Origin of the sequence: Jannaschia sp. R86511 (assembly GCF_042466345.1) — a bacterium.
GTDB lineage: Bacteria > Actinomycetota > Actinomycetes > Actinomycetales > JBBAYJ01 > Aquipuribacter.
The window spans coordinates 2,550,675-2,572,780 of record NZ_JAXHCD010000001.1; the positions used below are offsets into that span (position 1 = coordinate 2,550,675).

The following is a 22,106-nucleotide window of genomic DNA, read 5'->3' on the forward strand; positions in this document are numbered from 1 at the left end:
CGCTCCTGCCACGCAGGCCTCCGGGGACCGTCAGGAGCCCGACCCGATGCCGAGCCGACCGATGACCGCCCGCGACGGGGAGCTGGTCAGCTCCCCGCAGGTGCTGTTCCCGGACGACGTCCTCCGACCCGGCTGGGTGCGGTTGGAGGCCGGCGAGGTCGGCGAGGTGGGTTCCGGCCGACCACCAGGCACCGCAGACCTGGAGTGCGCCTATCTGACCCCTGGCTTCGTCGACGTCCACTGCCACGGCGGGGGAGGCCACAGCTTCGCCACCACCGACCCCGACGAGGCCGTGATGGCGGCGGCGGCCCACCGCGGGCACGGCAGCATCGCCGTCATGGCCTCCCTGGTCACGGCCTCCATCGACGAGCTCGAGACCCAGGTCGCGACGCTGGCGCCGCTCGCCCGCGACGGCGTGGTCGCCGGGATCCACCTCGAGGGCCCCTGGCTGAGCCCTGCGCACCGGGGCGCGCACGACCCTCACCTGCTTAAGGACCCGCTCCCTGCCGACATCGACCGGCTGCTGGCGGTCGCGGACGGTCAGCTGCGGATGGTGACTCTTGCCCCCGAGCTGCCGGGCGCGCACCTCGCCATCGAGCAGCTCACCCGTCAGGGGGTCGTGGTCGCGGTCGGCCACACGGACGCGGACCACGTCCAGCTGCGCGCCGCTGTCGATGCGGGCGCCCGGGTGGTCACGCACGTCTGCAACGCCATGCGTCCCATCCACCACCGGCAGCCCGGTCCCGTCGCCGCGGCGCTCAACGACCGTCGGGTCGCGGTCGAGCTGGTCGTCGACGGCGTCCACGTGCACCCGGAGACGGTCGCCCTCGTCACGCGCGCTGCGCTGGGGGAGGTCCTGCTGGTGACCGACGCGATGGCAGCGGCCGGGGCCGACGACGGGCCCTATCGGTTGGGGTCGCTCGACGTGGACGTGGTCGACGGCGTCGCCAGGCTCCGCGCCGGTGGCGCCATCGCGGGGAGCACGCTGACGATGGACCGCGCAGTTCGTACCGCCGTGTCCTGCGGCATGCCCCCCGAGCGCGCACTCGCCTCGGCGACGCGGCTGCCCGCCCACGCTGTCGGGCTGCCGCGGGCCGCGCTCGTCACGGGCGGGTCCGGTCCCGTGCTCGGGCTGGACGAGGAGTTCGAGCCGCTCTTCGTGTGGCCGTTCGCGCCAGGTGTGGGTCGACCCGGCGGCCCTCCGGGGGACGCCACCCTCGCCGAAGGAGCCCGACCGTGGAAGTAGTCATCCAGCCCACCGCCGACGCGCTCGCCGGACTGGCCGCGGCGGTCGTCGAAGGCCTCGCGCGCACCAAGCCCGACCTCGTCATCGGTCTCGCCACCGGCTCCAGCCCCTTGGCGGTCTACCGTGCGCTGGTCCGCGCGCACCGGTCCGGCACGGTGTCGTTCGACCAGGCACGGGCCTTCACGCTCGACGAGTACGTCGGCCTGCCGGACGACCACCCCGAGCGGTACCGCAACGTCATCAGGCGCGACTTCGCGGCTCACGTCGACTTCGCACCGGGGGCGGTGCAGGGACCCGCCGGCAACGCCGCCGACCTGCCGGGCGCCTGCGAGGCCTACGAGGCCGCCATCCGTCGCGCGGGCGGGGTGGACGTGCAGCTCCTGGGCATCGGGACGGACGGCCACATCGCGTTCAACGAGCCGGGCTCGTCCTTCGCGTCGCGCACCCGGATCAAGACGCTGACGGAACAGACGCGCCGCGACAACGCCCGCTTCTTCCAGGGACACGTCGACGCCGTCCCACGACACTGCATCACGCAGGGACTGGGCACCATCATGGAGGCCCGGCACGTCCTGCTGCTGGCCTGCGGCTCGGCCAAGGCCGAAGCGGTGCGTCAGCTCGTGGAGGGCCCCGTGAGCGCGATGTGGCCGGCCACCATCCTGCAGCATCACCCGCACACCACCGTCCTCCTGGACAAGGCCGCTGCGTCGCACCTGCAGCTGGCGGCCTACTACCGGCAGGTCTACGAAGCCAAGCCCGCGTGGCAAGGGCTGTGACGCAGCGCCATCGCCCGTGAGCACGAAGCCCGCCCCGGGTCGCAGCAGCCCCAGGGCACCCGCCGTTCACGGCGACCTCGACGAACGGGTCGAGGCCGTCAGCCCTTGAGCAGCACGGTGCTCAGCGCCCGACGCGAGCGCCCCGGACCAGGCGGTGTCGCGCGGTACCGCGCCAGCACCCCCCCGAGCTCGGCGAGCATCTCGTCGACCTCGTCGTCGGACAGGTGCATCACGGCCTGGCGGTAGCCGATGCGGTCCTGCTGCGGGTCCACCCTGCCGTCAGGGCGGTCGGTGTCGGCGAGGTAGCGGTCGAAGTCGCCGACCAGCCCGGCGACGAACGTGAGGAAGTGACGTCGGTGCTGCTCCGGGCTCAGGTCCCGCAGCTCGGCCGGGTCCACCGTGGCCGCCGCCGGCACCAGCCGGTAGGTGCGCTCCACCGCCCCGCGCACCGGACGTCGCTCGTTGACGACCTGGAGCACGCCGCCGTCGACCAGGGCCGCGACCTGGCGGTACAGCGTGGCCACGGGCACATCGGGCAGCAGCTCGCGCAGCTGCGTCGTCGTGAGGTCGCGATCCCCCAGCAGCGCCTGCACGACCCGCATGCGCACGGGGTGCAGCAGTAGTTCGGTCGACCGCATGAGCAGAAGCTATCAAGATTGACATCGTTATTAAAATTGATAACGTCGGCGACGTGACCGCCTTGCTCCTCTCTCATGACCGCCTGCTCGTGAGGCTCCCCCTGCGCACGAAGATCGCCGGGTTGCTTCCTGATGTGGCCGTGCCGCTGTGGTGCGTCCTGGGTGCGCGCGTGGTGCCCGACGGGCTGTCCGCGCTGCGTGGGCTCGGCTCGGTCCGAGCACCGGGGCTCGTGCTGCCGAGGCGTCGGGCGGTCGGGACATGGCGCGGGTCGCGCGGGCGGACCCTCGCCGACGTGCGGCGCGGTACCCCCGCCGTGCTCGTCGAGCTGCAGGAGCAGGACGGACAGCCCTGGCGGCGCCTTCTCGTCACCGTGGACGACCCGGCGGCCACCGCCGACGCCGTGACGCAGGCGGCGGACCGGGCCCACGGAGGACTCAGGTGAACGCGTGGTCCGGCAACGGTGACCGCGTCGCAGCCGGCCGGGCGCTCGACCTGGCCGTCGACCGGCCCGCCGGGCCCCTCGCCGGCACGCTGCTGACGCCCCAGGGGCCGGGGCCGTGGGCCACCGCCCTGCTGCTGCCGGGGTCCGGGCCGGTGGACCGGGACTCCGACGCCCGTCGGCTGCCGCTGGGTATCACCCGAGCGCTCGCTGAGGCGCTCGCCGCTGCCGGGGTGGCCAGCTACCGCTACGACAAGCGCGGCGTCGGCGCGAGCCCCGGTGACTGGCGCCGCCCCGGCCTGCACGACGGCGCCGACGACGCCCGGGCCGCCCTGCGTCTGCTCGCGAGCCGCCCCGAGGTGGATCCCGAGCGGCTGCTCCTCGTCGGGCACAGCGAGGGCGCGATCCTCGCCGCCGCGGTGGCGGCTGACAGCCAGGCGCGCGGCGGGCTCGCCGTCGCCGGGGTCTGCCTGCTCGGCCCCACCGCGCGCGCGGGCGAGGATGTCCTGCTCTGGCAGGCCGAACGGCTCGCACCCAGCCTGCCCGCACCGGTCCGGCTGGCCTACAAGGTCCTTCGCACCGACGTCGTCACGCAGGTACGCGCGAACCACGCTCGACTGAAGGCGACCACCTCCGACGTCGCCCGCCTCGGCGGTGTGCGGACCAACGCCCGCTGGCACCGCGAGTTCATGGCCCACGACCCCACCCGCGACCTCCGTCGCCTCACCTCGCCCGTCCTCGCCATCACCGGCAGCAAGGACCTGCAGACCCCGCCCGAGGACCTGAGAGCGCTCGGTGACCTCGTCCCCGGCCTCCTCGAGGCGCACCTCGTGCCCGACGTCAGTCACACCCTGCGCCACCAACCGGGCGAGCCGTCGCTGCGGCAGTACCGCACCGAGGTCGCAGCACCCGTCGACGACCGCGTCCTGAGCCTGGTCACGTGCTGGGCTCGGCGCGTCCTCGGCACCACGTCATCGCACTGACGGTTCGGGTGTGACCTGGATCACGTGCGGCCGCGGTTGAGTGTGTCCTTGGGGCCGGGTGTTGCCTCATGCCGGACACGCCCACGAGGCCACCAGCCCGACCACGCTCCTGGAGAACCACATGAGAAGCACGATGGCCGTCCTCGCCGCCTCAGCCCTCACGTCGGCCACCATGGCGACCGCCGCCGTCATCGGCCCCGCCGTCGCGGTGTCCCCTGAGGGGCGCGCGGCCGGCGGCGGCACGGAGCCCGTCACCCACGAGCAGAACGACCGCGTACCGCAGGGTGCGCGGTGGACCCAGCACTACTTCCCGTCATCCGACGACTCCGGCACCGAGCTGCACGCCGACGTCCTGCTGCCCGAGGACCTCGCCGACGGCGAGCAGGTCCCCGTCATCCTCTCCGTCGGTCCGTACTTCTCCCACGCCGGGCAGACGTTCCCCGAGGGCTTCGAGCAGACCGGTCCTTCCGCCCGGTTCGCCGACCTGATCGAGGGCGCCGACCTGTTCGAGCGCGGGTACGCCTTCGTCATGGTCGACTCGCGCGGCTTCGGCGGGTCCAGCGGCTGTCTGCAGTTCGCCGGTCCCGGTGACCAGGCGGACGTCCGGGCTGCCGTCGACTGGGCGGCCGCCCAGCCCTGGTCCACCGGCGCCGTCGGCATGTACGGCAAGTCCGCCGACGCGATCACGGGCCTCATCGGCAACAACGAGGACCAGGACGCGCTCAAGGCCGTCGTCGCGCAGGAGCCCATCTGGGACCTGTACCGCAACGTCCACTCCTACGGGGTCCCGCGCACCACCGCCGTGCAGATCCCGGGCAGCTACGGCGCCATCGCCCAGATCCCCCCGCTGCCGGACGACGACCCCCGATACCAGGCCAACGCCGCCTACGAGGCCGAGCACCCGGAGTGCACCACCCGAGAGGCGAGCGGCTACCTGATCGGCGACCCGGAGTCGGAGTTCTGGCGGGCCCGTGACATCGCCGCGCTCGCCGAGGGCAGCGACACCCCGCTGCTGTTCACCCAGGGCTTCCTGGAGTGGAACACCGAGGCCGAGGGCATGGAGGAGTTCCTGGCCCACCACGAGGGCCCGCAGCGCGCCTGGCTCGGCCAGTGGGACCACGTGCGAGGTAACGACCGGCTGGAGGACGGGACCCTGGCGATGGGCCGCGAGGGCTGGTTCGAGGAGACCATGTCCTTCTACGACGAGCACCTGAGGGGCATCACGCCGTCGGTGCAGTACCCGGTCTACGCCATCCAGGACAGCACTGGCTCCTGGCGGGCGCAGGACACCTGGCCGGTCGTCGGCCGCTCCGCCGTCGTGCGCCTGGGCGGCGGCAGGTACGTCGACGACGGTTACGCCGCCAGCGAGGCGAACCGCTACGTCACGAGGTCCGAGCCGCTCGAGCGCCCGACCCGGATCACGGGCACGCCGAGGGTGGCCCTGCGCGCCGAGGGGCGCGGCAACGTGATGGTGAGGCTGTTCGACGTCGACCCGGACGGAACGGCGGTCATGTTCGACGAGCAGGTGGGCGTGCTGCGGTCCGGTCAGACCCGGCTGGACCTGAAGTCGACCGACTGGACGTTGGCCGCCGGGCACACGCTGGCCGTCGAGATCGGCACGGTCCAGCCCGAGACGCAGGACCTGGACCCGCTGGGGTTCGGGCCCGGGAGCGACTGGATCGACTCGCCGTCCGGGGAGCAGGTCCGGGTCACCTCGGCTCGCCTCGACCTGGCCCTGGACAACCCCGCGGACGATGTCCCGACCGACGGCGCCCGCGCGCCCTACCTCGACGTCTACCTGGGGGTGCGGACCACGACCGACCTGCCGAGCGGACCCCCGGCCTTTCGGGTGCCGACCGTCATCCGCTGACGCGAGCGCGCAGCCGGGGCGTCGGCCTCGCCTCCACCCTGCTCGTCCTCGACGGGCTGTTCCCGGCCGTCCCGCACATCGTGCAGGAGATCCCCCAGGCCCCTCCCGTCACCGATCCCGAGGAGAACCGTGCCCGACGCCACCCAGGACCCGCTGCTGCACATCGACGAAACGGCCCGCTCATCCGGTGTGCCGGCCGCCGTCGAGTACCACCGCGTGTACGCGGGCGATCGACGCCGCATCCCACGCGGCCTGCTCGCCGTCGTGCTGCTGCTCGCCGGACTCGTCGGCTTCGCGCAGCTGTTCCTGTTCGTCGCGTCCCTCGTCGAGACGCACCTGCTGGGAGGAGAGGGGTCCGCCCCGCTCCAGCAGGCCGCAGGCACCCTGTCCCTCGCGCTGCTGATCCCCTACTCCATGCTGCTGCAGCGCTGGCTCTACGGACTGTCCGCCCGGTCGCTGCACTCCGTGGTCGGACGCTTCCGGTACGGGCTCCTGGCCCGGTCGCTGCTGGTCCACGGTCCGCTGCTGCTCGTCGCGGTCTCCGTCAGCTCGCTGCTGGAGGCCGGTGAGCAGGTCGCGTGGACGACCGCTGACCTGGTCGCGTACTTCGTGATCGGCATGCTGCTGACGCCCTTGGCCGCCGCCGGCGAGGAGTACGGGATCCGTGGCCTGATGTTCCGTGTGGTCGGCGGGTGGACCCGGGGTGCCCGTTCGGGCGCCGTGCTGGGCGTCGTCGTCACGACCGTCCTCTTCTCGCTGCTCCACGGCTCGCTCGACCCGTACATCCTCACCTCCTACCTCGTGCTGTTCGGGTCCATGGCCGTCATCACCTGGCGCACCGGTGGGCTCGAGGTCGCCGTCGCGCTCCACACGGTCTACAACGTCACGGGGCTCGTGCTCGCCACCACCCTGCACACCGACGTCAGCGGGGCGCTGAGCAGCCGGGCGGAGACCGCCGGCTCGATCACCTACCTCGTCCCGAGCGCGGCACTGGTCGTCATCACCACCGTCATCTGGTGGACGACGCGGAGCGCCGGCCCCGCACGCACCCCCTCGAGCCAGCTGTGCTGAGGCGCACCGGGTTCTCGGCCGCATCGTTCCGAGTCGGCAGGACGACCAGCGCGGTTCTCCGGTCGTCGGTCACAACCCACCTGCCTCACGGGAACCCGTCCGGGTGGTCGCCCGGACGCGAACCGGCCTGCGGCCGGGGACGAACGACTCGAGCACGCCCAGGAACGTCAGCGAGACCTCGACCACGAGGTCCTCGTCGTCCTGGACCTCGCACACGAGCACGGGGCTCCTCGCCCAGTCCATCCGACCCACGACCTCGTAGCGGCCCGCCGGCACCCTGACGGCCCAGGAGTACCCCGGCAGGAGGCCGACGACGTACTCACCGTCCAGAAGCACCTGGAGGTCACGGAAGAGGCCGCCGGAGTCTCCTCCCGGTCGTCGGAACGTCAGCATCGCCATCCGATCCCCCCTCGCGCCGGTGTCCGGGCGACCCGCCTCGCCCGCTCAGCAGTCTCACCGTCCGACCGGCGTGACGCCAGCGCCCGGGGCCCTGCAGGCCTCCTGACCAGCCTCGACACCGTCGTCGAGCCGTGTCATGGTGGCGGCACGACACGTCGGGGAGGACGCATGGCACTGCCGCCGTACTACGTCCCACGGGTGCCTGGGCTGCCCCAGGAGGGCCTGGGGCCGGTCCAGGTGCCGCCCGGGGAGCGGCGGCTGCGCCGAGCCGGCGCCGTGGGTCTGGCCGTCCTCGGCGTCCTGGTCGCGGTCGGCCTGCTGGCGGTCGGGCTGGGGTTGCTGCGAGAAGGGATCCTGGCCACCGCCCTGGCGGCCGGCTTCGGTGCCTTCCTCTCCGGCGGGCTCGTCGTCGACCTGCTCGCCGGCCTGCGCCGTCCCCGCCGTGCGCCCCAGGAGACCCCGGGCCTGCGCCCGGCGTCGTTCCTGTACCTGGCCGCCGCCCTGTGCATGGTGGCGGCGTTCGCCTTCCTGGCGACCTGACGCCCGGCCGGCCGGCGCTCAGCCCGTCGCCTCGATGACACCCACCACCGCGGCGGTCGAGCGCGCGACGGTGGCCCGGGCGTCCTCGTCGCCGCGCAGCTGGCGCTCGGCCACCGCGTCGGCCAGACGCATCCAGCGGGCCGCGGCGCGCAGGTTGCCGGCGTCGGCGGCGTCGGCGGCCTGCTCGACCCGCTCGACGAGCCGGTCGGCGGCGGGCCGGGCGAGGCGACCGTCGGCCGTGCGGGCCTCGACCAGCTCCACCACGTCGCTGTACCAGGCCGGGTCCTGCGCCAACCCGGCGTGCAGGTACCCGGCGGCGACGGCCCCCCGCGTGGCCGCGACGACCTGCGCGACGTAGGCGTCCTCGTCCGGGTACCAGGAGGCCAGGGTGGCGTCGTCGACCGGGACGGACCCCCCGTCCAGGAAGCAGAAGCCGAGACCGGTGTTCAGGCCGGAGTTGAGCCGCTGCGGCACGTCCTGCTGCGCCAGCCGGATGCCGCCGAGGCCCAGCCCGAGCTCGTCCCGGGCCACCGTGCCCCCGGTCAGCTGGATGGGCGGGGCCGACGGCGGCGCGGTCCCGTCGGCCAGCCACGCCGCGACGTGGTCGTACAGCGTCGACTGGACCATGTGCTGCGGGATCCGGGAGCCCGACGGGGCGGCGCAGGTCTGCGGCGTGCCCGGGTACCCGCCCGGCGCCGTCCCGACGTCGCGGATGCGGAGCCGGCCGTAGTCCGTGATCAGCTTCCAGTCGCCGTGCGAGGCGCCGGAGACCTCCCAGGTGCGCAGAACGTCGCTGTCCTGCTGCCGCTGGGCGGCGCCGAGCAGGTCGATGGCCACGTCGGTCTCGCTGTTGATCTTGAAGACGGGGGTCTCGAGGTCGGTCCGCATCGTGCCACCACCCCCGTGCAGGACGACGGCGTCCACGACGTCGGCCTGCGGGTCGACCGAGTTGACGTAGCTCCACAGCCGGCCCGCGGACTGCGAGTGCCCGGTCGCGACCACGCGCTGCGCGGACAACGGGCCCAGGGGAGCGGTCCCGGCCGGGTCGCGGACCGCCTGGACGGCCTGGGAGAAGATGTCCCACGACAGGGTGTCGTCGAGGACCGTGCCGCCGTCGGTGACGTCGAGCTCGCCGTAGCGGCCGGGGCTCCAGGCCCGCAGCCCGGTGGCCGAGTGCACGCCCGCCCGCTGGGCCGAGACCCCCACCCAGGCGTAGCCCTCCCGGACGAGGTGCTCGTGGGTCTGGAACCAGTCGACCTCCTGGTCCCACTGGTTCGACACGTTGTACCACTCGGCGACCACGGTGCCGTTGAAGTCCTCGGCCGCCACCGGACGGCGCACGACGATGCGGGTCGTGTAGTCGTGACCGGTGCTGCGCACGGTGGCGTCGACCCGCCCGTCGGCCGTGTAGCGGGTGGCCTCGCCGGAGACGAGGAACTCCTCCTCGACGTACCCCCGTCCGGCCAGGTCGTAGTCGGTGGCCAGGAACGGGTACCCGTGGGCCGGGTCGCCCGCCGGGGACGTCCACGGCACCGGGCCCGAGACCTCGGGGTCCGGCACGGCGGCCGACGCGGGACCAGGGCTGCTGACGAGCAGGGACGCCGTCAGCGCCAGGGTGAGCAGGACGGGGCGCACGGCCCCGCCCACCCGGGCTCGGGTCACGGTCGGGGTCATGGGCGGGCCTCTCCTCGTCGTCGACGGGTGCGCGGTCACGACGTCGAAGCGGGGCGGACGACGGCGGCCGGCTCGACCGTAGACCGGAGCGCCAATTTATGTCGAGGGTTGAAGAAAATTCGGTCCGGCGGTCTGTCACGCCCCGTCAGTAGGCTGCGACCTTCGTCGGAGGCGTCCGGCGACCGAGTTGGGAGGTCCGCGGCGTGGGACGACTGGTCTACACCGGCATCGGCTCGCTCGACGGCTTCGTGGCGGACGAGAGCGGGGACTTCGACTGGAGCGCCCCGGACGAGGAGGTCCACGCCCACCTGAACGCGCGGGACAGCCGCGTCGTGGCCGAGCTCTACGGCCGGCGGCTGTACGACGTCATGCACGTGTGGCAGACCTACGGCACGGGGCCGGACGCCACCGACGTCGAGCGGCAGTACGGCGAGCAGTGGCGCGGTCGGCCCAAGCGCGTCTGGTCCCGCAGCCTGGCCGCCGTCACGACGCCGCTCACCACGCTGCACCGCGACTTCGACGCCACGCAGGTGCGAGCCCTGGTCGAGCGGGCCGACGGCGACGTGAGCATCGGTGGTCCCGACCTCGCGGCCCAGGCGCTGCGGGCGGGCCTCGTGGCCGCCGTCGAGTACTACGCGTGCCCTGTCGTCGTCGGCGGTGGCACGCCCTGGCTGCCGTCCGGGCTGCGCCTGACTCTGCGCCTGGTCGAGCAGCACCGCTTCGGTAACGGCGTCGTGCACCTGTCCTACGACATCAGTCCTACGACATCAGTCCGCTGACACCACTCCGCTGACACCACTCCGCTGACACCGTGGGCTGACGCGTCAGCCCGTGCCGCTTGGGCGGGCCGGTGGTAGACCAGCGTCATGGAGACCCGACGACTCGGCCGCCTGGAGCACCGCAGCTCGGTGCTGGTCTACGGCGCTGCGGCGCTCAGCGACGTCACGCAGGACGTCGCCGACCGCGCGGTGCAGCAGCTGCTCGAGGCCGGCATCAACCACGTCGACGTGGCGGCCGACTACGGCGACGCGGAGGTCCGCCTCGGCGCCTGCATGGCCGAGCTCCGCCCGCGCGTCCTGCTGGCCACCAAGACCGGTCTGCGGGACGCCGAGCCGGCCCGGCGGCAGATCGAGGCGTCGCTGGAACGGCTGCGGACCGACCGGGTCGACCTGCTCCAGCTGCACGCGGTGGGCGACCTCGCCGAGCTCGACCTCGTGACCCGCCCCGGCGGGGCGCTGGCGGCCGCGGTGCAGGCGCAGGAGGAGGGGCTGGTGGGGGCCGTGGGGATCACCGGCCACGGTCCGCAGGCCGCCGCCACCCACCTGGAGGCGCTGCGCCGGTACCCCTTCGCCACCGTCCTGACGCCGCTCAACCCCTTGCTCTGGCGCGAGGCCGCGTTCCGGGACGCCTTCGGCGCGCTGCGGGACGAGGTCGCCCGGCAGGACGCCGGGCTCATGGTCATCAAGGCCGTCGCCCACCGGCCGTGGCCGTCCGGCGAGCAGGACGGGCAGGCGTTCACCACCTGGTACGAGCCCTTCGCCGACCCGGGCCGCGTCAAGGCCGCCGTGTCGTGGGTGCTCGACCAGCCGGGCGTCACCGCCCTGGCCACCCCGGGCGACGTCCGCCTGCTGGGCGACGTCGTGGCCGCCGAGCGGGACCGCTCGAGCGCGGCCGAGGCCGAGGCGGCGCTGGTCGACGTGGCGGGCTACGCGTCGCCGTTCGTCGACGCCTGACCCGGGCGGGCCGCCCGCTCGTATCGGCGGCCCCGCCCCCGCCTCCTGGCCTCGTCGGACCGACCCCACGAGTCCAGGAGCAGCCATGAGCGAGGACGCCACCCCCGACCCGCACACCCCCGTCGGCAACGAGCCGCCGGGCAGCGACCACGCCCTGCAGGAGGGCCCCTCCGAGCCGCCCGCCACCGGGGACGCGGCGGGGGTCGCGGACCCCACGGGTGACGTCGAGCAGGTGGCGGGCCTGGTCGTACCGCCGCCCGCCGTCGAGCGGGTGCAGGAGTCCGCCGCACCGGACACGGCCGCGCTGCAGGACGTCGCCGCCGCGTCGTTCGGGGCGGCGCGGGAGTCCGTGCTCGGGACGGACGACCGGGTCCGGGTCGAGGACACCGCCGCCTACCCGTGGCGCGTGCACGCGTCCCTGCTCATCACCGCCGCCGACGGCTCCAGCTGGGTGGGGACGGGTTGGTTCATCGGCCCGCGGACCCTGGTGACGGCCGGGCACTGCGTGTACATCACCGGCAGCAACGTCCCCGGGCGGGACGGCTGGGCCCGCAGCATCCAGGTCATGCCCGGTCGGCAGGGGAGCACGCTGCCCTACGGCAGCGTGACCAGCACGTCGTTCCGGTCCGTGCGGGGCTGGACCGTCGACGGCAGCGAGCACTTCGACTACGGCGCCATCGTGCTGCCGACGCCGCTGGGCAGCACCGTGGGCTGGTTCGGCTACGGCGTGTACTCCGACGCGCAGCTGCAGGACAGCACCGTCAACGTCTCGGGCTACCCGGGCGACAAGCCGGCCGGGACGCAGTGGTACCACGCCAACCGGGTCAGCGGCGTCAACGCGACCAAGGTGTTCTACACCGCCGACACCATGGGCGGGCAGAGCGGCAGCGCCGTCTACCAGCTGCGTGACGGCGCCCGGTACGCGGTGGCGGTCCACGCCTACGGCGGGGCCAGCGCCAACTCGGGCACCCGCATCAACCGGCAGGTCTTCGACAACCTGGGCCGCTGGCGGGCCTGATGGCGGAGCTGCTGCAGGGCACGGTCAGCGACGCCGGCGGCCCGGTGGCCCAGGCCGCGGTGTCGCTGCTGGGCGGACCCGGACCGCTGCCGGACATCGCCGCGCTCACCGACGCCGACGGCGGCTTCCGGCTGGGCGTGCCCGCCGCGGGCCGCTACACGGTGGTGTGCACCGCCCCTGACGGCCGCAGCGCCCGGCGCGAGGTGACGGTGCACGCCGGGCGGGGCGGGCAGGTCGACGTCGAGCTGCCGGGCTGAGCGGCCGTCGCGCCGCGGCTGCCTCAGGGCCGTGGCGCGACGCGGGTCACGGGCTCGACGGGGGTCGGCAGCTCGACGCGGGTCACCGGCTCGACGTCGGCCACGGGCTCGACCGACGCCAGGCGGACCACCGTCCCGGGCGGCGCGTCGACGTCGAGCCGCAGCCGCAGGGTCACCTCGACCGACGGCCCCTCGCCGGCGGCAGCCGCCGGGGTGGGGGTCGACGCCTGGTCGTCGGGGCGCACGGCGGTCATCGCCTCGCGCGGGTCGCCATGCCGCCGCCAGCCGGCCACGGCCGCGTCGCGGACCAGCGCCGGCGCCGCGGGCAGGTCGGCCGCGACGACCGCGGCCACCACGCGTGACACCCGGATGCCCTCGTTGGCCACCCAGACCCAGCCGGTCGGGTCCGCCGCCGCTACCGGTCGCCCCGTCGCATCGACCAGACGACCCTGCGCGTCCGTGGCCGGCACCGCGCTGTGGTGCAGGGCCACCACCTCCCAGAAGTCGTTGAGCACGGGAGAGCCCGACGAACCCTTGTCGGTGTCCGCCTCGTAGTGGAAGAAGGCGTCCAGGTCCTGGCCCTCCGGCAGGTCGACCAGCCGGTTGTCGCGGATGGCGACCTGCTTGGGTCCGCCCCCGGGGTGCTGGATGACGTTGACGGCCTCGCCGATGCGCACCTTGCCCTCCTCGCCGATCAGCGGCAGCACGGGGTACGCGGCCAGCGGTGACCCGGTGGTGGACGTCGGCGTCACCGCGACCAGCGCGAAGTCCAGCGTGCGGTGGGCCAGGAAGAACCGGTCGGGGTCCAGCGCGAACGCCTGGACCGGCCGCGTACCGCCGCCCGTCGGGTCCGTCCCGTCCAGCTCCAGTCGGCTCGACCGGGCCTCGCCCGGGGTGCGCAGCACGTGCTCGTTGGTCAGCATCAGGCCGGCAGCCACGAGGAACCCCGTGCCGTTGGCCGCGTCGCGCGTGACGACCCGCCCGACGGAGCGCGCCGCCGCGAGGCCCAGCTCGAGGAACTCCACCGACAGCAGGTCCCGGGTGGCCCCGATGACCCGCTCGACCAGGGCGTCGTCGACGTCCTGCCGCCGTAGCCCTGGCTCGGACGGCCCGGCCGGCTCGGACGGCCCGGCCGGTCCCGCCGGCCCCACGTCGTCGCGGTCGCCGTCGACCGGGTCGGCACCACGGTCCAGCGCGTCCAGCCACCGGCGATGACGCTCGACCCAGCGGGCCAGCCGCTCGGGGGAGTCGGCCCCCAGGTAGTTGCGACGCTCCAGCGCCCGGCGCTTGCGCTCCCGCGGCGCCGTCCGTTGCTGCCAGCGACGGGCGGCCGCGACCGCACGCCGGGCCTCGGCGTCGAGCCCCGGGGCAGCCGTCGCACCCGGCGCCTCGGGTGCCTCTGGGCCCTCTGGTGCATCAAGGGGACCGGACGGGGTGGTCGGGGCCTGGCTCACACGGCCAGGAGTGCCGCGGGAGGCGGCTGGTACGTCCCGCTCAGGACGTGGTGGTCCCTATGGCCACGGCCGGACGGTCGCCCAGCTCGTCGGCCAGCCGGACCAGCAGCGGTTCGAGCTCGGCCAGCTCCGCGCGGGCGGCGACGAGGGTCGCGGCCGCGACCGCCAGCCGGGAGCCCCGACCGCAGGCCTCCAGCTCGGCGCACAGCGCGCCCAGACCGTCGGCCCCGACGTTGAGCGAGGCGCCCTTGAGCGTGTGCGCGAGCCGTTCCACGTCTCCGTCCTGCCGGTCCCGCACCGCGTCCTGCAGCCGGTCGAGCAGCTCCGGGGCACGCGCCAGGTAGGAGCGCAGCAGGCCGGCGACCAGCTCGTCGTCCTCGTGCGAGGTGGGGTCGAGCAGGTCGGCCAGGCGGCGACGCAGCAGCACCTCGCGGCCGTCGGTCGCCTGGGGCGCCGACCGGGGAGCCGGCACCGCATCCGAGCCGGGGTGGTCGGTGCCCGCCGGTGCGTCCTGCGGCGCGGGCCGGTCGCGCTCGCCCAGCAAGTGGGCCGACGTCAGCACGGCGAGCAGGTCGGTGCTGCGCACCGGCTTGGACAGGTAGTCGTCCATGCCCGCGGCCGTGCAGGCGGCCCGGTCCTCGGTCATGGCGTTCGCGGTCACGGCCACCACGTACGGCTGCCGGTCGGCCGGCAGCTCGGCACGGATCCGTCGCGTGGCGCCGATCCCGTCCAGGCGGGGCATCTGCATGTCCATCAGCACCACGTCGTAGTGCTCGCGCGAGACCGCGGCCACCGCGGCCAGGCCGTCGTCGACGATGTCCACCGCGCAGCCGAGCCGGTCCAGCAGCAGCTGGGTGACGCGCTGGTTGGTGGCGTTGTCCTCCGCCAGCAGGATGCGCAGGTCGGCCACGGGGCCGGGGGCCTCCCCGCCACGGCGCCCGACGGCGCCCTCGACCGGCAGCGCCGCCGTCTGCGCCGGCGCCAGCACGTCCAGCAGCCGCCGGTGCAGCACCGCGGTGCGGGCCGGCTTGGTCAGCACGGCCGCGAACAGGTCCTCCTGGCCCGGGGCCGCGCGCCACGGCAGGCTGGTCAGCAGCACGGCCGGCAGATCGCGCCCGGCCGGCAGCGCCCGGATGCCCACGGCCAGCTGGACGCCGTCCATGACCGGCATCTGCAGGTCGAGGACGGCCACGTCGAAGCTCCGCCCCGCGGCCACCAGGGCCAGCGCCTCCTGCGGGGTCCCGACGTCGGTGCACGTCATGCCCCAGCCGGTCAGCTTGAGCCGCAGCACCCGGCGGTTGTTGGCGTTGTCGTCCACGACCAGCGCGGAGCGGCCGGACAGCAGCACCTCGGTGGTGGGCGCGTCGGGGGCTCGACGGTCGAGGCAGCCGTGCAGGCCCGCCCGCAGCACGAACGTGGAGCCGTGCGAGACCTCGCTGACCACGTCGATGTCCCCGCCCATGGCCCGGGCGAGGCGTCGGCTGATGGCCAGGCCCAGACCGGTGCCGCCGTAGCGGCGGGTGGTGGAGCTGTCGGCCTGGCTGAACGGCTGGAACAGCCGGTTCATCACGTCCTGCGACATGCCGATGCCCGTGTCGCGCACGGCCACCACCAGCACGAGCGGGCCGTGGACCCGGTCCGTGGTGTGGCGCACGGCGGCCGTGACGACGACCTCGCCCTCGTTGGTGAACTTGACGGCGTTGTTGAGCAGGTTGACCAGGATCTGCCGCAGCCGGGTGACGTCGCCGCGCACCAGCCGGGGGCAGTCCTCGGCCACGTCCAGGACCAGCTCGAGACCCTTGAGGCCCGCGGGCACCGCGACCAGGCGCAACGCGCTCTCGATGCAGTCGCGCAGGTCGAACGGGGTGTCGTCCAGGTCGAGACGGCCGGACTCGATCTTGGAGAAGTCGAGGATGTCGTTGATGACCACCAGCAGCGCGTCGCTGCTGTCGTGGACCGTCTGGGTGTAGTCGCGCTGCTCGGGGTCCAGGTCGGTGTCCAGCAGCAGCTCGGTCATGCCGATGACGGCGTTCATCGGGGTGCGGATCTCGTGGCTCATGGCGGCCAGGAACGCGGACTTCGCCTGCGTCGCCGACAGGGCCTGGTCGCGCGCGCTGGCGATGGTGGCGACCGACGCGTTGACCGCGGTGGCCATCTGGGCGATCTCCCGCGGGCCCGACACCACGGCCGGCGCGGTGAGGTCACCGTCGTCGATGCGCAGCGCGGCCGCCGTGACCCGCTCGACCGGCACGATGACCAGGCGCTCCACGGTGTAGCCGGCGACGGCGACCAGCAGGGCGCTGGCCAGGACCAGCTGGATGATGAGCGAGCGCGTGGCCGACGCCTCCTCGGCCGTGTCCGCGGTGCGCACGTCGAGCAGGCGGTGCTCCTCGGCCTGCATCTGGTCGAGCAGGTCGAGGATGCGGAAGGTCTGGCGAGTGCCGTTCCCGCTCGCCACCAGGTCCTGGGCCGCGGAGAACCCGTCGGTCCCACGGGTGTCCGCGGTGTCGCCGAGCGACGTCAGCCGCTCCTGGATCGGGGCCTCGAGGTCGGCCAGCAGGTCCTGCTGGCGGGGGTTGTCCGCGGTCAGCCGCTGCAGGGTGTCCAGCGTCTGGCCGATCGCCGGCCGGGCCATCTCGTAGCGCTGCAGGTAGCCGGCCTGGCCCGTCAGCAGGTAGCCGCGCTGGTCGGACTCGGCGGCGCTCAGCTGCGCGCGCACGGTGCCCAGCTCGTCGAGCACCTCGTAGGTGTGCAGGACCGGTTCGTACTGCCGGGACAGTTGGCCGAGCTGGACGAACGAGATGCCGCCCACCAGCAGCAGGCCCACCAGGGACAGCGCGAAGCCGACGGTCAGCAGGCTGCGGACGGTCAGCGGCAAACCGTCCTCGCCCCGGCCGGGGACGGTCCTTCTCACCGGCCGGTCACCAGGTGCCGGTGCCGACGGCCTCGAGCTCGAGCACCTTGTCGATCGTCGTCGCCAGGGCGGACAGCACGACCGGCTTGGTCAGGTAGGTGGCGCCCAGCGCCCGGCCCGCCTCGATGTCGGTCTCCAGCACCCGGCCGCTCAGGAACACCGCAGGCACGTCGGCCAGGTCGGGGTCCTGGCGGATGGTCGTCAGCAGCTCCAGTCCGCTGATGCCGGGCATCAGCACGTCGAGCACGACGACGTCGGGGGCGCCCTTCTCGGCCAGCACCGTGAGCGCCTCCTCGCCGGAGCCCGCGGACACGACACGGTGCCCGAGCCGGCGCAGCCGGTTCTCGACGAGGGCGCGGATGTCGACGTCGTCGTCCACCACGAGGATCTTGGCCATGGTCGTTACCTCCAGGAGCGGTCCACCCGGCAGGGGTCCGGGTCAGGGGTCGGGCGGCCCTCGACGGGTCGCGTCCTGGTGTTCGGCCGGTCGGGGGCCCGCCTTGAGCCGTCCGGGGGAACGTGTCACGCAGCGGTGGCCCACGAGGCCCCGTTCAGCCGGGGGTGGCGCGCACCAGCTGCCAGGCGGGTACCCAGGCCTCGACCAGCGTGGCCTCGCCCTCGACGGCCACGACGTAGGCGACCCGGCCCTGCCACGCCCCGGCCAGCTGGCGCCACTCCACCAGCAGCCCGGGGGCGCGCACGTCCGGGGTGGCGCCGTCCAGCACCCAGCAGTGCCGCTGCGGGGTACTGGTCCCGGTGGAGGCGACGTCGGCCCGGGCGCCTGCTGCGGCGGTGCCGGTTGCGGCGGTGCCGGTCGCGGCGGTGCCGGTCGCGGAGCTGGTCGCGGTGCCGACCGCGGCGCTGGGGTGCGGGCTCGTCCCGCTGCGGCCGCGGGTGCGCTCGGCCAGGCTGGGGGAGCGCTGGGGTCGTCTGTCCATCCCGCCGGCCATGCCGCCCAGGGTGACACAGTTCGAACACCTGTTCGACCGGATCGGGCGACCTGATCGGTGCCCTCAGGCCAGGGCGGTCTCCCGTCGGGCCGGCGGCCCGGTGCGGCTCGCACCGGCCAGCGCGCGGTCGAGGTCGGCGATCAGGTCCAGCGGGTCCTCCAGCCCGATCGACAGCCGGACCACGCCCTCCGCGGGCCGGGCGTGCTCGGCCACCGGGCGGTGGGTGAGGCCCGCCGGGTGCTGCACCAGCGAGTCGACCCCGCCCAGCGACACCGCGTGGGTGAACAGGCGCACCGCGGAGGTGAGCCGGGCCGCCTGGGCGTGGCCGCCGTGCAGGTCGACCGCCACCATGGCACCGGGTCCCCGCATCTGCCGGCCCACCAGGCCCGACGCGTCCAGTCCCGGGTAGAACACGCGTCGCACCGCGGGGTGCTCGCCCAGCCACGCCGCGACCTGCTGCGCACCGGCCTGCTGGGCCCGGACCCGCACCGGCAGGGTGGCCAGGCCGCGGTGCAGCAGGTACGCCCCCAGGGGGTGCAGGACGCCGCCGGTGACCGCCCGGACCCGGCGCAGCCCCTCGGCGCGCGCCTCGTCGCAGGCCACGACGCCGCCGACCACGTCGCCGTGCCCGCCCAGGTACTTGGTGGCGCTGTGCAGCACCAGGGCGGCGCCGTGGTCGAGCGGGTTCTGCAGCACCGGGGTGGCGAACGTGTTGTCCACCAGGACCGGGACGTCTCCTGCGGCGGCCACCAGGGCCCGCAGGTCGACCAGCTCCAGCGTCGGGTTGGCCGGCGTCTCCACCACCACCAGCGCGGTGTCGGGCCGCACCCGGGCCGCGACCTCCGTCGCGTCGCAGTAGGTGACCTCGGTGCCCAGCAGCCCGGAGGCCAGCAGGTGGTCGGTCCCGCCGTACAGCGGCCGCACCGCCAGCACGTGCCGCCGGCCGCTGTCGTGGCTCGTGGCCAGCAGGGTGGCGGCGAACGCCGCCATGCCGGAGGCGAACGCCACCGCGGCCTCGGCGCGCTCGAGCCGGGCCAGGGCCTGCTCGAAGCGGGCGACCGTCGGGTTCCACAGCCGGGCGTAGACGTTGCCGCCGGCCGCCGTGGGGCGGCCCCCGCCCGCCATCACCTCGTAGGACTCGCCGCCGGCCAGCAGGTCGGGCAGCGGGCTGGTGGAGGACAGGTCCAGGGGCAGCGCGTGCACGCCCAGTCCGTCGAGGTCGTCCCGGCCCGCGTGCACCGCGACCGAGTCCGGGTGCAGGTCGTCGTCGATCATGTCCGGCAGGCTGGTGGAGTCCGCAGCAGGAGGCAATATCCTCCGCAGGACCCGTCGGGCAACGCCGCTCACGGTGCAGGATCCACAGGAGGTGCTGTCGTGGCCGAGTCGTCACCGAAGGATCTGCAGCCGCCCCGGACGGGGCTGGACGGCACCGACCTGGCCCTGCTGGCCGAGCTGGTCGCCGACGGTCGGATCACCAACGCCGCCCTGGCGGGGCGGGTGGGGGTCGCGGAGTCCACCTGCGCCTACCGGGTGCGGGCGCTGCGGGCCGCCGGCGTGCTGCGGCAGGTGACGGCGCGCCTGGACCTGGCCGCGCTGGGCTGCCCGCTGCAGGCCGTGGTCAAGGTGAGGCTGGGCAGCCACGACCGCCAGCAGGTGAACGACCTGCACGACCACCTGGTGACGGTGCCCGGGGTGCTGACGGTGCTGCACACGGCGGGGGAGGACGACTTCCACCTGCACGTGGCGGTGGCCTCGCCCGAGCGGCTGCGCACCCTGGTGCTCGAGCACGTGACCAGCCACCCCGTGGTCCGGCAGGTCGAGACCCAGCTGGTCTTCGAGGCGCGGGAGGGCCCGGGGGTGCTGCCCCCGGCCGGCAGCGGGGCGCTGCGGCGTCGTGGTGGTCGCGCCGACGGCTAGGTCGGTGTCCCAGATCGGTGCTTGACAGCGGACCGACGGGCCTCCATGGTTAGTTACATGAGTAATGAACCAGGGAGGTGGGGCGGACGTGGACGCTGACCGCCCGATCTTCCGGCAGGTGGCCGCCCTGGTGGAGCAGTCGATCGTCGACGGCTCCCTGGCGGAGGACGCCCAGGCCCCCTCGACCAACGAGCTGGCGGCCTTCCACCGCATCAACCCGGCGACCGCGGCCAAGGGGCTGCACCAGCTCCTGGCCGACGGGATCCTGACCAAGAGACGAGGTATCGGCATGTTCGTCGTCCCCGGAGCCCGCGAGAAGGTGATCCAGCGCCGCCGCGACGAGTTCGTCGCCGACTACCTCCGCCCGCTCGTGGCCGAGGCGGAGACCCTCGGCATCGACCGGACCCAGCTGCACCGCATGCTGGACGACGTCGGCGGCGCCGCGTGAGCGCCCCCGCGGCCGAGCTGGTGGGGGTGTCGCGCTCCTTCGGCGGCACGCCCGCCCTGCAGGACGTGGACGTGGCGCTGCCGAGCGGGGCGATCGTCGGGCTGCTCGGGCGCAACGGCGCGGGCAAGACGACGATCATGCGCCTGCTCACCGGCCACGTCCGGCCCGGCTCCGGCCGCGTGCGGCTCGACGGCCGGGACCCGTGGGAGGACGCAGCCGTGCTGTCGCGCACCTGCTTCGTCCGCGAGGCCCAGAAGTACCCCGACGGCATCCGCGTCGCCCAGGTGCTGCGCAGCGCCTCCTACGTGCTGCCCGGCTGGGACGACGCCTACGCCCGCGAGCTGGCGGCCGACTTCGGCCTGCCGGGACGCCGCGCGGTGTCCAAGCTGTCCCGGGGCATGCTGTCCGCCGTCGGCGTCGTGGTCGGGCTGGCCTCCCGGGCGCCGGTGACGTTCTTCGACGAGCCCTACCTGGGCCTGGACGCCACGGCGCGCCAGCTGTTCTACGACCGGCTGCTCGCCGACTACGCCGAGCACCCGCGCACCGTGGTGCTGTCGACGCACCTGATCGACGAGGTCGCCGACCTGCTGGGCCACGTCGTGGTCGTCGACTCCGGCCGGGTGGTGCTCGACGAGGACGCCGAGGACCTGCGGGGGCGCGGCGCCGTGCTGGTCGGGCCCGAGCCGGCGGTGTCGTCGCTGCTGGCCGACCGGCCCGTGCTGGGCCGCGAGCGGCTCGGCGGCACCGTTCGGGTGGCCGTCGCGTGGCCGCTCACGGAGCCCGACCGCGCGGGCGCCGACCGGGCGGGCGTCGCGGTGGAGCCCCTGTCGCTGCAGCAGCTCGTGGTGCGGACCACCGCGCCCTCCCCCCGGGCGGGCGCCGTCGGCGCCGCCCGCACCGACCTGGTGGAAGGAGCACGACGATGACCGCCGTCCTGGACGTGGCCCGGCTGCAGCTGGGCGCCTGGCGCTGGCTCGTGTTCGGCTGGGTGATCCTCGCCCTGTCGTTCGGCATCAACCTGGCCATCGCCACCCTGGGCGACGCGTCGTTCACCAGCGGCGGCGTGGCCGTCGTCCCCATCTTCGGGACGGTGCTGGCCAGTGCGCTGGTGAGCCAGTGGTGGCCTTTCGCCGCCGGGCTCAGCGTCACCCGCACCCGGTTCCTGCAGGCCAACCTGCTCCTGGCCGTGGCGGTCGCGGCCGGCACCGGGCTGGTGCTGCTCGCCCTGACGGCGCTGGAGTCCGCCACGGACGGCTGGGGGCGGTCGCTGGTCTACTTCGGGGTCTTCACCGCGGCGGACGGGCCGGGGCAGGAGTGGGCCGCCCTGACGAGCCTGTACCTGCTGGCCTGGGCCGTCGGCGTGCTGTTCGCCGCCGTCCAGAAGCGCTGGGGCGGCACGGGGACGGCGGTGGGCATCGGCCTGGCCGTCGTGGTGCCGGGCGCCGTGGTGGCGCTCGCGACCGTGCTGGACTGGTGGCCGGCGATCGGCCGCTGGGTCGAGGCGCAGACCGTGACGGGGGCGGTGCTGGGCGGGGTGCTGCTGGCCGGGCTGCTGTTCGGCTCCGGGTGGCTGGTGCTGCGCCGCGCCGCCCCCTGACGGCACCCGGCCGCGCTCCGAGGCGTCCCCCGGCCAGGCGTCGGGGGCGTCCGGGTGGCACCGGCCGCCGGGGAACACGAGGCGCCCGGAGTCGGTTACGGTGGGCGTGGGTGTCGGGTCGCGAAAGCCCCGGGCTCCATTTAATGCCGCTTCGAGCGGCCACACGCCGAGAGGCGCTTCC

23 protein-coding genes are annotated in these 22,106 nt (G+C 74.4%); 15 read left to right on the forward strand and 8 right to left on the reverse strand.

Features of this window, described 5'->3' with window-relative positions:
• Positions 1 to 46: 46 nt before the first annotated feature.
• Positions 47 to 1,246, forward strand: a complete 1,200-nt coding sequence (locus SJY06_RS11985; RefSeq protein WP_380167761.1) for an N-acetylglucosamine-6-phosphate deacetylase — start codon at positions 47 to 49, stop codon at positions 1,244 to 1,246.
• The gene (gene nagB / locus SJY06_RS11990; protein WP_380167762.1) at positions 1,237 to 2,022 is read left to right on the forward strand and encodes a glucosamine-6-phosphate deaminase; all 786 of its coding nucleotides are present in this window, start codon (positions 1,237 to 1,239) and stop codon (positions 2,020 to 2,022) included. Before SJY06_RS11985 ends, nagB begins: the two co-directional genes overlap by 10 nt.
• Positions 2,023 to 2,120: 98 nt before the next feature.
• Here the strand turns inward: nagB and SJY06_RS11995 are convergent, their stop codons facing one another.
• Positions 2,121 to 2,660, reverse strand: a complete 540-nt coding sequence (locus tag SJY06_RS11995; protein ID WP_380167763.1) for a helix-turn-helix domain-containing protein — start codon at positions 2,658 to 2,660, stop codon at positions 2,121 to 2,123.
• 89 nt (positions 2,661 to 2,749) lie between these two features.
• Between SJY06_RS11995 and SJY06_RS12000 the strand changes: the two genes are divergently transcribed.
• The 4 genes from SJY06_RS12000 to SJY06_RS12015 all read left to right on the forward strand — a co-directional run bounded on the left by SJY06_RS12000 (position 2,750) and on the right by SJY06_RS12015 (position 7,024).
• The gene (locus tag SJY06_RS12000; RefSeq protein ID WP_380167764.1) at positions 2,750 to 3,103 is read left to right on the forward strand and encodes a hypothetical protein; all 354 of its coding nucleotides are present in this window, start codon (positions 2,750 to 2,752) and stop codon (positions 3,101 to 3,103) included.
• Positions 3,100 to 4,083 (forward strand): alpha/beta hydrolase, encoded by a 984-nt coding sequence (locus SJY06_RS12005; RefSeq protein WP_380167765.1) that lies wholly within the window; start codon positions 3,100 to 3,102, stop codon positions 4,081 to 4,083. Before SJY06_RS12000 ends, SJY06_RS12005 begins: the two co-directional genes overlap by 4 nt.
• Positions 4,084 to 4,204: 121 nt before the next feature.
• Complete coding sequence (locus SJY06_RS12010) at positions 4,205 to 5,953, forward strand: CocE/NonD family hydrolase (RefSeq protein ID WP_380167766.1); 1,749 nt, start codon at positions 4,205 to 4,207, stop codon at positions 5,951 to 5,953.
• A gap of 129 nt (positions 5,954 to 6,082) precedes the next feature.
• On the forward strand, positions 6,083 to 7,024 hold the full coding sequence (locus SJY06_RS12015; protein ID WP_380167767.1) for a CPBP family intramembrane glutamic endopeptidase: 942 nt from the start codon (positions 6,083 to 6,085) through the stop codon (positions 7,022 to 7,024).
• A gap of 69 nt (positions 7,025 to 7,093) precedes the next feature.
• On the opposite strand, the gene SJY06_RS12020 is transcribed toward SJY06_RS12015, so the two are convergent.
• The gene (locus SJY06_RS12020) at positions 7,094 to 7,423 is read right to left on the reverse strand and encodes a hypothetical protein (RefSeq protein ID WP_380167768.1); all 330 of its coding nucleotides are present in this window, start codon (positions 7,421 to 7,423) and stop codon (positions 7,094 to 7,096) included.
• A 168-nt stretch (positions 7,424 to 7,591) separates the two neighbouring features.
• Here SJY06_RS12020 and SJY06_RS12025 point away from each other — a divergent pair, with 168 nt between their 5' ends.
• Positions 7,592 to 7,963, forward strand: coding sequence for a hypothetical protein (locus SJY06_RS12025; protein WP_380167769.1), 372 nt, complete (start codon positions 7,592 to 7,594; stop codon positions 7,961 to 7,963).
• 18 nt (positions 7,964 to 7,981) lie between these two features.
• Here the strand turns inward: SJY06_RS12025 and SJY06_RS12030 are convergent, their stop codons facing one another.
• Positions 7,982 to 9,637, reverse strand: a complete 1,656-nt coding sequence (locus tag SJY06_RS12030) for an alpha/beta hydrolase domain-containing protein (protein ID WP_380167770.1) — start codon at positions 9,635 to 9,637, stop codon at positions 7,982 to 7,984.
• A 203-nt stretch (positions 9,638 to 9,840) separates the two neighbouring features.
• Here SJY06_RS12030 and SJY06_RS12035 point away from each other — a divergent pair, with 203 nt between their 5' ends.
• From SJY06_RS12035 to SJY06_RS12050, 4 genes are all read left to right on the forward strand, one after another.
• Positions 9,841 to 10,416 (forward strand): dihydrofolate reductase family protein, encoded by a 576-nt coding sequence (locus SJY06_RS12035; RefSeq protein WP_380167771.1) that lies wholly within the window; start codon positions 9,841 to 9,843, stop codon positions 10,414 to 10,416.
• A gap of 87 nt (positions 10,417 to 10,503) precedes the next feature.
• Entirely contained in the window at positions 10,504 to 11,370 is an 867-nt protein-coding gene (locus SJY06_RS12040) for an aldo/keto reductase (RefSeq protein ID WP_380167772.1), read from the forward strand.
• 85 nt (positions 11,371 to 11,455) lie between these two features.
• Positions 11,456 to 12,388, forward strand: coding sequence for a trypsin-like serine peptidase (locus tag SJY06_RS12045; protein ID WP_380167773.1), 933 nt, complete (start codon positions 11,456 to 11,458; stop codon positions 12,386 to 12,388).
• Positions 12,388 to 12,645: a carboxypeptidase-like regulatory domain-containing protein gene (locus SJY06_RS12050; RefSeq protein WP_380167774.1), complete on the forward strand. Its 258-nt coding sequence runs from the start codon at positions 12,388 to 12,390 to the stop codon at positions 12,643 to 12,645. Before SJY06_RS12045 ends, SJY06_RS12050 begins: the two co-directional genes overlap by 1 nt.
• A 23-nt stretch (positions 12,646 to 12,668) precedes the next feature.
• On the opposite strand, the gene SJY06_RS12055 is transcribed toward SJY06_RS12050, so the two are convergent.
• From SJY06_RS12055 to SJY06_RS12075, 5 genes are all read right to left on the reverse strand, one after another.
• Positions 12,669 to 14,099, reverse strand: coding sequence for a trypsin-like serine peptidase (locus SJY06_RS12055; RefSeq protein WP_380167775.1), 1,431 nt, complete (start codon positions 14,097 to 14,099; stop codon positions 12,669 to 12,671).
• Positions 14,100 to 14,139: 40 nt separating this feature from the next.
• Complete coding sequence (locus SJY06_RS12060; protein ID WP_380167776.1) at positions 14,140 to 17,013, reverse strand: response regulator; 2,874 nt, start codon at positions 17,011 to 17,013, stop codon at positions 14,140 to 14,142.
• A gap of 7 nt (positions 17,014 to 17,020) precedes the next feature.
• Entirely contained in the window at positions 17,021 to 17,410 is a 390-nt protein-coding gene (locus SJY06_RS12065) for a response regulator (protein ID WP_380167777.1), read from the reverse strand.
• Positions 17,411 to 17,564: 154 nt separating this feature from the next.
• Positions 17,565 to 17,963 carry a hypothetical protein gene (locus SJY06_RS12070; protein WP_380167778.1) on the reverse strand — a complete coding sequence of 133 codons (399 nt, stop codon included), beginning with the start codon at positions 17,961 to 17,963 and terminating at the stop codon, positions 17,565 to 17,567.
• Between the two features lie 63 nt (positions 17,964 to 18,026).
• On the reverse strand, positions 18,027 to 19,238 hold the full coding sequence (locus SJY06_RS12075) for a trans-sulfuration enzyme family protein (protein WP_380167779.1): 1,212 nt from the start codon (positions 19,236 to 19,238) through the stop codon (positions 18,027 to 18,029).
• A gap of 99 nt (positions 19,239 to 19,337) precedes the next feature.
• On the opposite strand from SJY06_RS12075, the gene SJY06_RS12080 reads away from it, so the two are divergent.
• The 4 genes from SJY06_RS12080 (at position 19,338) to SJY06_RS12095 (ending at position 21,925) form a co-directional block, all read left to right on the forward strand.
• Positions 19,338 to 19,880: an Lrp/AsnC family transcriptional regulator gene (locus SJY06_RS12080; RefSeq protein WP_380167780.1), complete on the forward strand. Its 543-nt coding sequence runs from the start codon at positions 19,338 to 19,340 to the stop codon at positions 19,878 to 19,880.
• Positions 19,881 to 19,968: 88 nt separating this feature from the next.
• Positions 19,969 to 20,328 (forward strand): GntR family transcriptional regulator, encoded by a 360-nt coding sequence (locus SJY06_RS12085; protein ID WP_380167781.1) that lies wholly within the window; start codon positions 19,969 to 19,971, stop codon positions 20,326 to 20,328.
• Positions 20,325 to 21,254, forward strand: a complete 930-nt coding sequence (locus SJY06_RS12090; RefSeq protein WP_380167782.1) for an ATP-binding cassette domain-containing protein — start codon at positions 20,325 to 20,327, stop codon at positions 21,252 to 21,254. The genes SJY06_RS12085 and SJY06_RS12090 overlap by 4 nt, the downstream gene beginning before the upstream one ends.
• Positions 21,251 to 21,925: a hypothetical protein gene (locus SJY06_RS12095; protein ID WP_380167783.1), complete on the forward strand. Its 675-nt coding sequence runs from the start codon at positions 21,251 to 21,253 to the stop codon at positions 21,923 to 21,925. The genes SJY06_RS12090 and SJY06_RS12095 overlap by 4 nt, the downstream gene beginning before the upstream one ends.
• The last annotated feature ends 181 nt before the right edge of the window (positions 21,926 to 22,106 follow it).